This is a genomic window from Sphingomonas sp., from assembly GCF_036402235.1.
In the GTDB taxonomy this organism is placed as follows: domain Bacteria; phylum Pseudomonadota; class Alphaproteobacteria; order Sphingomonadales; family Sphingomonadaceae; genus Sphingomonas.
This window is the reverse complement of record NZ_DASWTG010000050.1, coordinates 104,068-118,539: the sequence shown is the minus strand read 5'-3', so window position 1 is coordinate 118,539 and position 14,472 is coordinate 104,068. Positions and strand designations below refer to the sequence as shown.

Here is a 14,472-nt window from a genome sequence, read left to right as displayed (position 1 = left end):
AGCGCGGCGGCAGCGCGGGGCGAGGCGCCGTTGGCGAGATCCGGATGGCCGCGGGTCGAGCGGATCAGCGCGACGACATAGGCGATGATCTCGTCGGCGAGACGGACGCCGAGCACCGCCGCGCTCGCCGCTGCGACGGCGGCGTGATCGGCGACCTGCGCGACGCCGCTGTCCTCGGGCCGGGGGGATCCGGTGCGGGTGCCATATTGCGCGACGATCGCGCGCTCGGACTCCTCATCGGGATAGTCGATCGCGAGCTTGAACAGGAAGCGGTCGAGCTGGGCTTCGGGCAGGGGATAGACGCCCTGCTGCTCGATCGGGTTCTGGGTTGCGACCACGGTGAAGTGGTCGGAGAGCTTTTCCGTGTCGCCGTCGATGGTTACGGCGCGTTCCTGCATCGCCTGAAGAAGCGCGGCCTGCGTCTTGGGCGGCGTGCGGTTGATCTCGTCCGCGAGCAGAAGCTCGGTGAACACCGGGCCGCGCTTCAATTCGAAGGTCGAGGTCTGGAAGTTGAACAGGCTGGTGCCGAGAATGTCGCCGGGCATCAGATCGGGCGTGAACTGGATGCGCCCGAACTCAAGGCCGAGCGTGCGCGCGAAGCTCTGGGCGAGCAGGGTCTTGGCGGTGCCCGGCGCGCCTTCGAGCAGGACATGCCCGCCCGAGAGCAATGCGATGGTGAGCAAGCGCGTCGTGGTGGACTGGCCGACCACCGCCTTTGCCACCTCGGCATCGATCGCCGCGCCAAGTGCGCGGACGTCTTCCAGCTTCATGCCTTCACTTCCTTTCGCCAATCGTCGAGTTGCTGCGCCGCATGGAGCAGCTCCGCCTCGGTCTTCGCGTTGCGCACGCGATCGATCGAGGCGGCATAGGGGATATCGGTGCGGAGCGCGTCGAGATGCGCGTCGAGCGCGTCGCCCTGCAGCGTGCGGGGCAAAGCGAGGCGGCGCGCGGCCCAATCGCGGACCGTATCGGCATAGGCGCCGCCGCCATCGCGCACGCGCCGCGCGCGGCGGGCGAGGCCGACGATATTCTCGATCAGCGCGCGCTTGCCGAAGGCGACCGCGCGCGGCTCACGCCGGGGCGGGCCGAAGCGCGCCCAGGTAGCGATGCCGGCAAGCAGCGCCGCAGCGAACAGCGCGAGGGTGACGCCGAGGAAGGGGGGCTCGAACATCAGCTGGACGAGGTTGCGGCCGCCCGCGCCGTGAGGGAGCATCGTGTCGAACACGACCGTCCCGGGGTTGTCGGGGTCCAGCGCAGCGACCAGCGCGACCGCGGCGAAGGCGTTCTGGCGCTCGGCAAGGCCGAGATTGTTGAGCAGATCGGGATCGGCGAGGATGTAGATGTGCTTGCCCGGCACTTCGGCGAGGACCGCGCTGCCGTCCGCGGCGGTGATCAGCGGATAGATCTTCTCGCCGGTGATCGACTGGACGATCTCTGGGGCCTTGAACGGCCGCAGGTCGAGGCTGGTGGGATAGAGGAGCCTGGTCTGGCGAAGCCGGCGCGCCTCGACCTTGGCGACCGGCGCCAGCATTTGCGCGAGCACGCTCGTGAACATCACGGACTGGAGATCGTTGAATCGCTCCTCCCGCGTGGGACGGTTCTTTTGCGGGCGGGTCGCCCATTTGGGCAGGATGATCAGCGCCGGCGCGTTCTCGCCCGCGGCTTCCCTGAGTGCGGCGTCGAGTTCCTCCGCCCTGGTGCGGAAATTGGGCGTGAGGATCAGCAGCCCGCTTTCCGGACGCGTCGCGGCATCGCCCGAGAGCGTGACCGTGCCCCCCGACTTCTCGATCAGGTCGCTGAGGCCCCGGAAGCCGGTGGCGAAGCGCGAGGTAGCGCTGGGGGTGTTGCTACGCTTGCGATCGATCCGGTCGCCATAGCCGCTGACGAGCAGGAAGCCGAGCGTCAGCGCCACGCCCGCGGCGATCAGCAGCAGCACGGTGCGCGAGCGGAAGGGGCCGGCGGTCTCGCTGCTCATCGGCGCTGACCGGCTTTGGCCAGCGCGAAGTCCGCATAGTCGGCGCGGGCGCGCGTCCAGTCCGGCTCGCCGAGCGCGTTGCCGCCGAACAGGCTGCGCTCGACATCGGCGACGATGCGGCGGAACACCGTGCGCGCGGCGTCGGGCAGGCTCTCAAAGGCCGCGATGTCGCGGCTGGTGAGCGAGGGGCGAAGCGAATCGCCGCGCCACTTCTCGATATCCTCGATGCTGCGGCGGAGGATCAGGCGCACGGCTTCGGCATAGCGGCCCGCGGCGGCGAGACGGTCGGCCTCGTCGAGCAGGGCGCGGGCGGCGGCGGCCTCGGGCGCCCAGCGCGGCGGCTCGGCGGTCGCCTCACGCCGGCGGAGCAACCGCACGGCGATCCATTCGCGCACAGTCGGGAACAATGCGAGGACGAGCGCGATCACCACCGCGGCGATCGCGACCCACATCAGCAGCTTCCACCCGCCACCCACCCATTCGACGAAGCGGCCCAAAGCGGCGAACAGCTCCGTCACCCAGCGTGGCGGCTGACTGATCTCGGCCTTGTACCAGGGGAGGTCGAACTGGATCGAGGAATCGGCGCGGACGGCACGGTGTGCGGCCTCAACGCGCGCGGGGTCGCCAAAGGCGGCCCCTGCCTGCGCGGCGCCGCTCTCTATTGCCGTTGCGGCCGGTGCCGTCGTCACGCGATTCCCCCTGTCGCGATGGTTGGAGCAAATAGCCAAATTGCGCGCAACGCTTTTCGCTCCTAACGGTTGGGAAACCGGTGGCTTTGTCGCCGGTCGAACGGGCAAGGGAGGCAAAACGAATTGATCCGTACCATCATCGGCGTCACCGCCGCCGCGAGTTTGGCCGCCTGTGCTGCCAGCGCGGAGGACAAGCCCAAAAGCGCCGCGTCGGACGCGGCGGCGCAACGCGGGCCGGGGAAGGGCAAGGGGTTCGACCACAATCCCTATCCCTCGACCTACAGGGCCTATCCGGGCGTGCCGACGCTGCTGACCAATGTCACCGTCCTGGACGGCGAGGGCGGGCGGATCGACAATGGCGCGGTGCTGTTCCGCGACGGCAAGATCGTGGAGGTCGGCCAGTCGATCGCGGCGCCGGAGGGCGCGAGCGTGATCGACGGGCGCGGAAAATATGTGACGCCGGGCGTGATCGACGTGCACAGCCATCTGGGCGACTATCCCAGCCCCGGCGTGCAGGCGCATTCGGATGGCAACGAGATCACCGGGCCGGTGACCGCTGAGGTCTGGGCCGAGCATAGCGTGTGGCCGCAGGACCCGGGCTTCAGCCGCGCATTGACAAATGGGGGGGTGACCACGCTGCAGATCCTGCCGGGCTCCGCCAATCTGTTCGGCGGGCGCAGCGTGACGCTGAAGAACGTCTATGCGCGCACGATGCAGGGCATGAAGTTCCCCGGCGCGCCCTATGGCCTCAAGATGGCGTGCGGCGAGAACCCCAAGCGCGTCTATGGCGCCAAGGGGCGGATGCCATCGACCCGGATGGGCAATATCGCGGTCGATCGCGGCACCTGGGCCAAGGCGCAGGAGTATAAGCGCCGCTGGGACCGCTATGAGGACAAGGGCGGCGAGGCGCCGGCGCGCGACCTGGCGATGGACACGCTGCGCGGCGTGCTGGACGGCGAGATCATCATCCACAACCACTGCTACCGCGCCGACGAGATGGCGATCGTCCTCGATATGGCGAAGGAGTTCGGGTACAAGGTCGGCACGTTCCATCATGCGGTGGAGGCCTACAAGATCGCGGACCTGCTCAAGGCCAACGGCACCTGCGCGGCGGTGTGGGCCGACTGGTGGGGCTTCAAGATGGAGTCCTATGACGCGATCGGCGAGAATCTCGCGATCCTCGAGCGCGAAGGCGCGTGCGGGATGATCCATTCGGACGACGCCAACGGCATCCAGCGGCTCAATCAGGAGATCGCCAAGGTGCGCGCCTCGGCCAAGCGCGCGGGCTTCGACGTGCCTGAGGAGATCGCGTGGAAATGGGCGGCGATCACACCGGCCAAGGCGTTGGGGATCGACAAGGTCACCGGCAGTCTCAAGGCGGGCAAGATGGCCGATGTGGTGCTGTGGAACGGCAATCCCTTCAGCGTCTACACGCGCCCCGAGAAGGTGTGGATCGACGGTGCGCTGCTCTATGATGCGCTCGATCCCAAAAGGAGGCCGGTATCGGACTTCGAGCTGGGCCAGCCCGGCGAAGGAGACGTGAAATGAAGGCGCTCCTTCTGACAGCGGCAGCGGCAGCGGCGCTGGCCGTCGCGGTTCCGGCGGCGGCGCAGACCGTGGCGGTCACCAATGCCAAGCTGGTCATTGGTGACGGATCCGCGCCGGTCGAGGGCGGCACGGTGGTGGTGCAGGGCGGGCGTGTGGTCGCGGCCGGGCGCGGCGTGCCGGTGCCGGCGGGCGTGCCGGTGGTGGACGCGGGCGGGCGCTGGGTGACGCCGGGCATCTTCGCCGGCTTCACGCGCATGGGCATCGTCGAGGTCGATGGGGTCAGCGAGACCAACGATTCGGGTGCGAGCAGCTCTCCGTTCAACGCCGCGATCGACGTGGTGCCGGCGGTGAACCCCAAGACGAGCGCGATCACGCTCAACCGCGCCGAGGGGATCACGCGTGCCGTGGTCGCCCCGCAGGCGCGCGGATCGATTTTCGGCGGGCAGGGTGCAATCATCGACCTGGGTGCCGATATGGATGCGGTGACCAGGGCCCGCGCCTTTCAGTTCATGGAATATGGCGAGACCGGCGCAGCGCGCGCCGGGGGCAGCCGCCCGGCCGCCTATGCGATGCTCAAGAACATCCTGTTCGAGGTGCGCGACTATGCGCGCGCGCCGGGGAGCTTCGCCGATCGCGGCAAGGACGCGCTGCTGACCCGCGCTGACGCGCAGGCGCTGGTGCCGGTGGTCAACGGCACGGTGCCGCTGCTGGTGCATGTCGAGCGGGCTTCGGACATCCTGGTCATGCTCGATCTCAAGCGCGAGGTGCCGGCGCTCAGACTGGTGCTGGTCGGCGCGACCGAGGGCTGGACCGTGGCGCGGCAGATCGCCGCGGCGAAGGTGCCGGTGCTCGCATCGGCGCTGGCGGACCTGCCGGCCTCGTTCGAGCAGCTCGCCGCGACGCAATCGAACATCGGGCGGCTGCAGGCGGCAGGCGTGACCGTCGGCATCGGCATGATCAACGATGACGAGACGCGGCAGGCACGGCTGGTCAAGCAATATGCCGGCAATCTGGTGGCGCTGGGCAAGCTGCCGGGGGCGGCCGGGCTGGACTGGGGGCAGGCATTCGCCTCGATCAGCTCGAAGCCGGCCGAGGCGATGGGGATGGGCGGCGAGTTCGGCTCGCTGCGCCCCGGCCGTCGCGGCGACGTGGTGGTGTGGGACGGCGATCCGCTGGAGATCGGCACCGCCGCGGTGCGGGTATGGATCGATGGGGTCGAGCAGCCGCTGACGACGCGGCAGGACAGGCTCAAGCAGCGCTACTTCGATCCGAAGGAAGGCGCCCTGCCCAAGGCGTACGAGCGCTGAGCGCGGTCGAAAAAGCCGGCAGCTTCGCGGTCGAGCCGCGCCGCGCCGGCCGTCCGCGCGACCCGGCCAAATACGGCGCGATCATCGAGGCGGCGCGCGCGGCGTTCTTCGCACGTGGCTTCCAGGCCGCGACGATCGAGGACATCGCGCAGGCGGCAGGTGTGTCGAAGGTCACCGTCTATAGCCGCTTCGGCGACAAGGAGACCTTGTTCGAAGAGGTGATCCGCGCCGAGAGCGGGCGGATGGCGGCGACCTTCGAGGATACGCTGGCGCGCGGGCACACGCTGGAGGAACAGCTCAACGCGTTCGGCATCGCGCTTGCCGGGTTTAAATATAGCGAGGAGCATCAGGCGGTCGACCGCGTGCTGATGCATGAGATCGCACAGATCCCGGAACTCGCCCGGCGCTTCTACGCGGCGGGGCCGCAGCTTTGCTTCGACCGGCTGTCGCAGGTGCTGGGCGAGGCGGCGGCGCATGGCGAGATCGAGATCGACGATCCGCTGCTCGCGGCGGAGGATATTTGCGGGCTGTGGCTGGGGGCCGGGGACATGGGGATCAAGCTCGGGCTCGAACCGCTCCCGTCGCCGCAAGCGATCCGTGCCAAGGTAATGCGCGCGACGCGGCTGTTTCTCAAGATGGTCGGATCGAAGCCGTGACGATCGGCGTTATCGCCGCGAAGGAGATGCGAGACATGCTGAAAATGGGTATGGCGATGACTGCGGCGCTGCTGTTGAGCGCATGCGGTGGCGCCGAGAAGGCCGCCAATGACACCGCCGCCAATGCGGCCACAGCCAACACGGCGGACGCGACCAACTATCAGGAAGAGGTGCTGAAGCTGGTGCCGGCGCAGCGCGACGGCGTGTTCCTGCGCGCGGTGCGTGACGCCGGGTTGAACTGCCAGGAAGTGACCGAGACCGAGCGCATCGACCCGATGAACGGCAATCCCAGCTGGCGCGTCTATTGCGGCAAAACGCCGCACCTCATCTCGATCACGCGCGACGGGACCGCGAAGATCGTCAGCCGGACCGATGCAAGCTGACCCAAAAAAGGAGGGGAGGCGAGGCGAAGCCCGCCTCCCCGTCCAGTTCGGGGGTAAGTTCAGAGGCCGACCACGCCGCCGTCATTCTTGGTGATGACGACTGTGGCGGAGCGCGGGCGGACGGTCGCGCCGGCGGTGCCGGTGGCCTGGCTGTCCGGCCAGTGGCTGGTGGGCGCGGTGGAGGTGCCGCCTTCGCCGGGATGCTGGATGTTGACGAACAGCGCGCGGCCGTCGGGCGTCGAATCCACGCCGGTGATCTCGCACTCGACCGGGCCGACGAGGAAGCGGCGGAGCGTGGTTCCGGGCGCCTTGCCGACGATGGTCGCCTGCGTGGCGGTCGCGCCGCCTGCGCCCGTGTTGGTGATCGTGCGCGCGCCGCCGTCGCCGACGGTCCCCGGCATGGCCGCCAGCATCTGGTTGTTGGTCACATCGGTGAAGGCGCCGTCGTCGGTCTGCAGCCAGGCGATAGGCGTCACCAGGCCCGAAGCGTTAGTCGAGCGACCGAACCACAGGCCGTCGGGGCTGGAGAAGTCGTTGGTCGCATCGAGCCCGGAGATGTTGATGTTCGCGGCATTGAGGTCCGCGCCGGCGCCGAACAGCCAGATGTCCCAGGTGAAGGTCAGCGATTCGGTGTTGTCGCCGGCCTCGCGGATGCGGACGATATGGCCGTTGGGGTTGCCGAACTGGTTCGTCGTGCCCTTGGGGTCGTTATAGTGGCGCGGGTTGGCGGCGTTGGTGCCATTGAGCGGACGTAGGGCAGCGCTGTTGTTGGTGAGCGTCAGGTAGATCTCGCCCGTCACCGGATTGGCCGCGGTCCATTCGGGACGGTCCATCGGCGTCGCGCCGAGCGCGTCGGCGGCGAGGCGGGCGTTGACGAGGACGTCCGCCTGATCCGTGAACGGGTAGGTCGCGTTCGACGCGGTGAGCGGGCCGGTGCCGAACACCAGCGGCAGCCACGCGCCGGTACCGTTCGCATCGAAGCGCGCGACATAGAGCGTGCCGGCGTCGAGATATTTGTCACCGATCGCGAGGCGGTCGGTCACGTTCTCTGCGCCGTCGGCGGCGCTCCACGCGGTCGCCGAGACGAACTTGTACATATATTCGCCGCGCGAATCGTCGCCCATATACCAGGCGGGCTTGCGGCCGGCGGCGAATTTGCCGGGCCATGCGCCTTCGTGGCCGAGCCGGCCGAGCGCGGTGCGCTTGCGGGGTGCCTTGGTGCGGTCATAGGGATCGATCTCGACCACCCAGCCATATTGGTTCGGCTCGTTGCGATAGTCACCGAGCGGCCCGGCGGCGGTGGCGCGTGCGTCCCACTTGCGGAACAGCGTGTTGGAAGCGTCGGCCGGAACGACGGTGGACCAGCCATAATTGCCGCTGCTGCTGGTGACGCCATAGCGGCCCAGCGCAGTCAGCTCCTTGGCGGTGCGCAGCGCATTGTCGCCGCTGCGGCGGAAATAGCCCGCCCAATTCTCTTCGCAGGTGAGGTTGGTCGCCCAGGGGGTGGTGCCGTTGGCGCAGTTGTTGATCGTGCCGCGGCCCTGCGTGCCGTCGTTCGAGAAGGCGGTCTTGACCAGATCGTTGCCGCGCACCGGGCCGTTGATCTGCATCGGCGTGTTGGGCGTGATGCGGCGGTTGAAGCTGCTGTTCTGGACATAGGTCCAGGCGCGGTTCGCGCCCTCGACAACCTCGACTACGGCGACGCCGTGCGATTCGATCTCCTTGAGCGCTTCGGCCTCGGGACGGGCCCCGCCGACGGTGGTCGAGCCGTTGGGGTGGAGATACTGGGGATCGATATTCTCGTGGTTCATCACGAGCAGGCCGCGCGTGCTGCTGGCATCGGCGCGCGCACCCGCGGCGCTGAGGCCATACCAATGGAGGGCATCGTGATGATCACCGCCACGGTTCGCGAAGTCGCCGTCGGTGCCGTCATTCTTGTACGCGGCGACACCCGCGGCGAGCGGATCGCCCTTCCGGTAGAGGATCGTGACGGTGTAGCCTGCGGGGACGGTGACGATGTCATTCTTGTTCTTCGCGACGGCGGTGAAGCCGAGCGAGGCGGGCGATACGGTGACCGTCGTCGTGCCCTGTGCCGTCTGGCCCGCGCTGTCGGTCGCGCTGTACTGGAAGGTCAGCGTGGTGGCGGCGGAGACGCTGGGGGCGATGAAGCTGGCGTTTGCGGCGCTCGCGCCGATCAGCGTGACCGCCGGGCCGCCGGTCTGCACCCAGGCCGAGGTGACGGGGCCGTTGTCGGTCGCGGTAGCGGTCAGCGTGACGACCTGACCCGAGTTGGCGGAGCCCGAGGATCCGACCGAGGCGAGATTGGGATAGGGGTCGGCATCGGCATTGGCGCTGTCGCACGCGGCCAGCACGCCGCCGCCGAACACCGCGACCGCAGCCGCCGACGCGCCCGATCGCAGCGCCTGACGGCGCGAATAGCGCTGATCGATCAGCGTGCTCAACGAAGGCGCAGTGCTGGCGTTGGTGTCGACATCGCCGTCGCTGTAGCCAAAGGCCAGATCGGTGCTCTCGGTCATGTTCTGGGACCCCCTTTTGTGATCCGAATCCGGGACGGATGCGGTTGCCGGGGCTGTGGCTGGGCCGCTTTACGGCGTGATGGACGAGCGTTGACGAAGCCGTGTCGGTTTGGCGACTCTTCGATGACAGGCTGTTCGCGGCGGTGCGGGAGCGGTAGGGGGCAACGATGGACACGCCCGACAGGGAGATCGGCGACAGCCTTGCCGGCCGCATGGTGCAACGCCTTGCCGCGCGTCCGCCACAGGCCGCGCGCGCCGCAGGGCCGGTGGACTGGCGGCTTGCTGCGGGGCTGGCGGCGGTGATCGCGCTGGGCCCGCTGGCCACGATTGTCGGGGCCGGGATGCTGGAACGCTCCGCCGGGGCGGAGTCGGTGAGACTGGCCGCTGCGGCGGCGCCCCGGCTGAAAACGGAGGCGCGCGCCAGCGACGCGCGCAGGGCGCTGCGGCAGGCGGCGCGCGATCCCGGGGTTGCGGTGTGGCTCGACCGGCTGGCGGCGGCGATGCCGGCGGATGCCCGGATCGCGCGGATGAGCCGGGCGGGGGACGGCGCGATGGAGATCGAGATCGCCGCGCCCGATCCCGATCTTCTGCGCGCGGCATTGCGGCGCGATCCGGCGCTGGCGGGATTTCGCGAGACCGGGCAGCGGCGGGCGGGCGCGATGATCGCTGTGACGCTGAGGCGCGCGGCATGAACCGGGCCACGCTGATCGCCGGGATCGGGGGCGGGTTGGCCGTGGTGGCGCTGCTCGCGCCCGCGACAGGGACCGCGTTGGGCAAGCTGGCGCGGGCGCGGGAGGCTGTGGCGGCAATGCGGGCGGCGGCGAGCGCGCCCGCCCGCGCGCCGGTGCCGCTGACCGCGGCGGCGCTGCGCGCGCCGGGCGGGAGCGAGGCGGCGGCGGCCGGACTCCTTGCCGCGCGCGTGCGAAAGCTGGCGGCGGAGGGCGGCGTGCTCGTCGAGCAGGCGGCGGGCGTTCCGGGCGGCGCGGGGCTGGTACGGTTGCAGCTCCGTATGTCGGGGCCGGACAAGGCCGTGGTGGCGCTGACCGACCGGATCGAGCGCGAGGCGCCGCTGCTGCGCTTCGCGGCATGGCGCGCGAGCGCGCTGCCGGACGGAGGCTTGCGGGTCGAGGGGGAGGCGGTGGCGGCATGGCACTGACGCGGGAGAGCCGGATCGCGCTGGGCGCCGCTGCGGCATTTGCGGTGGCGATGCCGGTGGCGTTGCTATGGCCCGGAAGCGAAGCTGCGCCCCCGGCGCGAGCCGAAGCGGAGCGGGCGGTGATCCCGCCGCCCGTACCGGAGATTGCCGCGGTCTATGAGCGCCCGCTGTTCGCGGTGGCCGAGGGCGGCGAGGCACTGCCTGCCGATGCGCCTGCGCTGGTCGGCATCGCCGGGCGGCTCAACAAGGATGCGGTGGCGCTGGTCCGGCTCGCCGATGGCAGCGCACGCAGCCTCGCCGTCGGCGAGAGCGTCGACGGCTGGCGGCTGGAGAGCCTGGCGATCGACGCGGCGTTCTTCACTCGCGGGCGCGAGCGGGTGCGGGTGGCGATGACGACGCTCGAAGCCGAGCCTGACCCCGCTCCGGAGGCTCCCGCGGATCAGTAGATCCCGTCGATCTCCAGCGTCAGGCGCGGGCGCAGCGGCTTGAGCAGCAGGTTGCTGGGCGTGTTGAGGTCGAGTTCCTCGCTGCGCAGCCGGGCATATTTCGCCTTGGCCATCGCCGCGGCATCCTCGCCGTTGCGCAGGATGGTGGGCTTCAGGAAAATGAACAAGGTGCGCTTGTTGCGGCTCTCGCGCCGGCTCTTGAACAGCTCGCCCAGGATCGGGATGTCGCCGAGGATCGGCACCTGGCTCTTCACCTGGCCGTAATCGTCGGAGGTGAGGCCGCCGAGCACGATCGTCTGGCCGTTGTCGACGAGCACCGTGGTGTTGATCGCGCGGCGATTGGTGATGAGGTCGGCCGCCTGGGTGAGCTGGCTCGCGGCGATCGACGAGGCTTCCTGCACCACCTCGAGGCGGATCGTGTCGCCCGCGTTGATGCGCGGGAGCACCTTGAGCGTGATGCCGACGTCCTTTCGCTCGATCGACGTATAGGGATTCACGTCGCCGCCGCTGCTGGGCAGGATCGAGCCGGTGATGAACGGCACCTCCTGCGCCACGATGAACTCGCCGACCTTGTTGTCGAGCGTGGTGATCTGCGGCGTAGAGAGCAGGTTCGACTTGGACGAGGTGCCGAGCGCCTGCACCAGGATCGAGAATTCGTTGCCGATCGCGATATTGGCGGTGAGGCCCGGGCCGAGCGCAGCGGCCATCGGCACGTCGAGCGCATCGAGGATGGTGCCGAGCGACGGCTGCAACGGGCTGGTGCTGAACGAGGTGGCCGCGCCCTCGATCTGGTTGAGCACCGCACCGCTGGTGCCGAGCTGGACCGCGAGCGATTCCGCTTCCTCGCCGGTGATCTCGGCGATCGCGGCCTCGATCAGCACCTGCGGGCGGCGGACGTCGAGATCGGTGATCAGCGGCTCGATCGCGGCGATTGCGCTGGGCGTGCCACGGACCACCACGGCGTTGATGTCGGGCGAGGGCTGGACGGTGAGGTCCGGGGTGGAGAAGCCCTGCGGCGTCTCGCTGCCCTGCTGGCCGAGCTGGGTCTGCTGCGCCTGAAGCGCGGCGGTGGCGGCTGCGGTCGCAGTGTCGGTGGGATTGCTGCCGCCCGAACGGATCATGCCGCCGAGCACATTGGTTGGGCTGCGCGAGCGGTCGCGCTGGTTTGAGAGGCTGCGTGCGACCGGATTGCTGGTGACCGCCTCTTGCCCCAGCACCCCGCGCAGCACCTCGGTCACCGCCTCGGCATCGGCGTAGCTCAGGCGGAAGACGCGGGTGATCGGCGTGGCGCCGCCCGGCGTGTCGAGCGAGGCGAGCATGCGGCGCGCGTCGGCGACGGCCGTCGGCGTGCCGCGGACGATGATGGTGTTGCTGCGCGCATCCCCGGCGACGCGGGCGCCGCCCGCGCCGGGATCGCCGAGCACGGCCTGAAGCGCCTGCGCCACCTCGGGCGCGCTGCCGTGGCGCAGCGCGACAGTGGCGAAGGTGAGGCCCGACCCGTTGCCGTCGAGCGAGCGCAGGATGCCCTCGATCCGGCGGACATTGTCGGCATAGTCGGTGACGACCACGGCATTGGGCTGGGCGAGCGGCTCGACGCTGCCGAAGCTCGCCACCAGCGGGCGGGCGACGCGCGCCGCCTCGGCCGCGGGCACGTTGGACAGCCGGATCATGCGTGTGACCAGTTCCTGCCCCGAGGCGCCGCGCGAGGGAACGCCGCCGTCGCGCACCGCATTCCCTTGCGGCACGATCCGCCAGGCGCGGCCCGAGCGGACGGCCGCGAAGCCGTTGGCGCGCAGGACCGACTGGAACAGCTCCCACACCCCGCTGGGCGAGAGCGGCTGGGCCGAGGTGACGGTGACGGTGCCCTTGACCGCCGGGTCGAGGATCAGCGTGCGGCCGGTGAGGCGCGAGATCTGATCGGCGACGTCGGCGATCTCGACCCCGCGCATGTTGACGACGATGTCCGCCGCCTCGCTCTGCTGGGCGAGCACGGGCTGCGCGGTCATGGCAGCGAGCGCGAGGGCCATGACGAGCTTTGAGGCGGTGTTGCGGATCGGGTGCGGCACGGATGGAATACCTAGCGGGTCGGGACGGTAAGCGTAACGGGCTTTCCGTCGCGGATGATTTGAATCTGAACGGAGCCGAGCGACTGCGCGGTGGCGATGGCGTTAGCGGCCTGAGCCTGGGTGTTGATCGCCCGGCCGTTGACGGAGGTGACGATGTCGCCCTGCTGAAGCCCGGGGGGAGCGTCGGCGCCAACCTGCACGCCTCCGGGAACGGGGCTCAGGCCGGACACCAGCGCGGACGAGAGCGCCACTGCGTTGGGCGAACGCTGCGGAGGTGGCGCCGCGGGCTGAATCGCCTGTGCCTGCTGCGGCGCGGGCCGCGTGGCAGCGTCCGCCTGCTGATCGGCGGTAAGCGTGGGATCGGGGAAGGCGAGATATTCGATCCGGCCATTGACGCGCAGCAGCACGCGATCGCGCAGGATGCCCTCGACCGTGCCGCCGCCCGGCGCCTCGCCGATGCGGAACGGCTTGGCGGGCTCGCCGCCGACCTCGATATAGGCGACCGACAGATCCGCGGGGGAGGCGGCGAACACGCCGCGGAGCTTGAGCGGCAGCGCGGTCGATTGCGATGCATCGGTGATCGCGCCCTTGCCGAACGGCGCGAAGGCGAGCGCTGCGGTGACATCGGCGGGCGCCGCGGCGGGGCGGGCGCCCGATGGCACGGTGACGGCGCCGGTGCCGGCATGACCCGCGATCCGCCAGGTCAGGCCGGCGAGTGCGATCGCGACCGACACCACGACCGCCGCGGTCGCGATGTCGAGCGCGGTGCGCGCCTGGCGCGGCGAGAGATCGGGCAGGCGGATCATGCGCGCCTGCCCTCCACGAAGCCGTCCAGCGATGCAAGCGGAGACCGCTCGCCGGCGGCGAATACCTGGATGCGGACCTTGTCGATCCCTGAATCCTGGGTGCGGGTGCGCGCGATCTCGACCTTCCATTGCTGGTCCAGCAGGTCCGCCTCGGGCGCGTTGGCGGCGGGGTCGGCAAGCTGAAGCTCGGCGAGGCGATTCTCCGCCACCCACATCGCGGCGGCGCGGCGCTCCATCGCGCGGGTCGAATCGATATGGCTCTCGACCGCGCGGACGAGGCCGACGGTGGCGATGGCGAGCACCGCGAGGGCGACCAGCGCCTCGATCAGAGAGAAGCCTTCGTCCTTCACGACGCCGCTTCCGCCTTGGTCGCGGTGGCGGTCATGCCGTCGTAGCGGACGGTCCATTTCTGGCTTCCGTTCTCGATCGTGGCGGTCAGCGGCTTGCCGCCGCCATCGACGCCGAGCACCACCGGTGGGCGCGTGTCGAGCGTGACGACGATGCCGCCCGGAAGCTGGTGGAATGCGAGCGCGTCGCCGAGCGGGGCGAGCTTGCCGTCGCGGCCGATCGCCGCGAAGCCGTAGCCGTGCTGCTCGGCGGTGAAGACGATGATGCGATCGCCGATCATCGCATCGTCCGCTGCAGCCTGAAGCCGCAGCGCGAGGCGGCGTGCCTCGGTCTCGACCGAGGGCGCGCGAGTTGCTGCGCCCACGCCCAGCGCGACTCCGCCTGCGGCGATGCCGATGATGACGAGCACGATCAGCATCTCGATGAGCGTCATGCCGCACTCAGCTGCTGCTACCTCACGGGAATCCGCCATTCCCGCGAAGGCGGGAATCCATTGACGCTTCGGCTGCGGCTCCATCCGGCAGGCGAGTCGGAATGGCTCCCCGCCTGCGCGGG

15 protein-coding genes are annotated in these 14,472 nt (G+C 69.8%); 7 read left to right on the top strand and 8 right to left on the bottom strand.

Features of this window, described 5'->3' with window-relative positions:
- From VGD28_RS10420 to VGD28_RS10410, 3 genes are all read right to left on the bottom strand, one after another.
- A partial coding sequence (locus VGD28_RS10420; protein WP_331028273.1) for an AAA family ATPase occupies positions 1-770 on the bottom strand: 770 nt, incomplete at its 3' end.
- A complete protein-coding gene (locus VGD28_RS10415) occupies positions 767-1,975 on the bottom strand; it encodes a DUF4350 domain-containing protein (RefSeq protein WP_331028272.1) in 1,209 nt (402 codons plus the stop codon). The genes VGD28_RS10415 and VGD28_RS10420, both read right to left, overlap by 4 nt.
- Positions 1,972-2,664, bottom strand: coding sequence for a DUF4129 domain-containing protein (locus VGD28_RS10410; RefSeq protein ID WP_331028271.1), 693 nt, complete (start codon positions 2,662-2,664; stop codon positions 1,972-1,974). The genes VGD28_RS10415 and VGD28_RS10410 overlap by 4 nt, the downstream gene beginning before the upstream one ends.
- A gap of 123 nt (positions 2,665-2,787) precedes the next feature.
- Here VGD28_RS10410 and VGD28_RS10405 point away from each other — a divergent pair, with 123 nt between their 5' ends.
- The 4 genes from VGD28_RS10405 to VGD28_RS10390 are packed head-to-tail and all read left to right on the top strand — an operon-like array spanning position 2,788 to position 6,558.
- On the top strand, positions 2,788-4,212 hold the full coding sequence (locus VGD28_RS10405) for an amidohydrolase (RefSeq protein ID WP_414714488.1): 1,425 nt from the start codon (positions 2,788-2,790) through the stop codon (positions 4,210-4,212).
- Complete coding sequence (locus VGD28_RS10400) at positions 4,209-5,519, top strand: amidohydrolase family protein (RefSeq protein WP_331028270.1); 1,311 nt, start codon at positions 4,209-4,211, stop codon at positions 5,517-5,519. Before VGD28_RS10405 ends, VGD28_RS10400 begins: the two co-directional genes overlap by 4 nt.
- Positions 5,414-6,175 carry a TetR/AcrR family transcriptional regulator gene (locus VGD28_RS10395; RefSeq protein WP_331028269.1) on the top strand — a complete coding sequence of 254 codons (762 nt, stop codon included), beginning with the start codon at positions 5,414-5,416 and terminating at the stop codon, positions 6,173-6,175. The genes VGD28_RS10400 and VGD28_RS10395 overlap by 106 nt, the downstream gene beginning before the upstream one ends.
- A 35-nt stretch (positions 6,176-6,210) precedes the next feature.
- Complete coding sequence (locus tag VGD28_RS10390) at positions 6,211-6,558, top strand: hypothetical protein (RefSeq protein ID WP_331028268.1); 348 nt, start codon at positions 6,211-6,213, stop codon at positions 6,556-6,558.
- A 59-nt stretch (positions 6,559-6,617) separates the two neighbouring features.
- Here the strand turns inward: VGD28_RS10390 and VGD28_RS10385 are convergent, their stop codons facing one another.
- On the bottom strand, positions 6,618-9,095 hold the full coding sequence (locus VGD28_RS10385) for a PhoX family protein (RefSeq protein WP_331028267.1): 2,478 nt from the start codon (positions 9,093-9,095) through the stop codon (positions 6,618-6,620).
- A gap of 167 nt (positions 9,096-9,262) precedes the next feature.
- Here VGD28_RS10385 and VGD28_RS10380 point away from each other — a divergent pair, with 167 nt between their 5' ends.
- From VGD28_RS10380 to VGD28_RS10370, 3 genes are read left to right on the top strand one after another with little or no spacing between them, the layout of a single operon-like run.
- On the top strand, positions 9,263-9,787 hold the full coding sequence (locus tag VGD28_RS10380) for a hypothetical protein (RefSeq protein WP_331028266.1): 525 nt from the start codon (positions 9,263-9,265) through the stop codon (positions 9,785-9,787).
- Positions 9,784-10,251 (top strand): hypothetical protein, encoded by a 468-nt coding sequence (locus VGD28_RS10375; protein ID WP_331028265.1) that lies wholly within the window; start codon positions 9,784-9,786, stop codon positions 10,249-10,251. Before VGD28_RS10380 ends, VGD28_RS10375 begins: the two co-directional genes overlap by 4 nt.
- On the top strand, positions 10,242-10,697 hold the full coding sequence (locus VGD28_RS10370) for a hypothetical protein (RefSeq protein ID WP_331028264.1): 456 nt from the start codon (positions 10,242-10,244) through the stop codon (positions 10,695-10,697). Before VGD28_RS10375 ends, VGD28_RS10370 begins: the two co-directional genes overlap by 10 nt.
- Here VGD28_RS10370 and gspD read toward each other — a convergent pair.
- Genes gspD through VGD28_RS10350 form a run of 4 tightly spaced genes read right to left on the bottom strand, consistent with a single transcriptional unit; the run spans position 10,691 to position 14,389 of the window.
- A complete protein-coding gene (gene gspD, locus VGD28_RS10365) occupies positions 10,691-12,763 on the bottom strand; it encodes a type II secretion system secretin GspD (protein ID WP_331028263.1) in 2,073 nt (690 codons plus the stop codon). The genes VGD28_RS10370 and gspD overlap by 7 nt on opposite strands.
- 11 nt (positions 12,764-12,774) lie before the next feature.
- Positions 12,775-13,569, bottom strand: coding sequence for a type II secretion system protein N (locus VGD28_RS10360; protein ID WP_331028262.1), 795 nt, complete (start codon positions 13,567-13,569; stop codon positions 12,775-12,777).
- Entirely contained in the window at positions 13,566-13,919 is a 354-nt protein-coding gene (gene gspI, locus VGD28_RS10355) for a type II secretion system minor pseudopilin GspI (protein WP_331028261.1), read from the bottom strand. Before gspI ends, VGD28_RS10360 begins: the two co-directional genes overlap by 4 nt.
- On the bottom strand, positions 13,916-14,389 hold the full coding sequence (locus tag VGD28_RS10350; protein ID WP_331028260.1) for a GspH/FimT family pseudopilin: 474 nt from the start codon (positions 14,387-14,389) through the stop codon (positions 13,916-13,918). The genes gspI and VGD28_RS10350 overlap by 4 nt, the downstream gene beginning before the upstream one ends.
- Positions 14,390-14,472 lie beyond the last annotated feature (83 nt).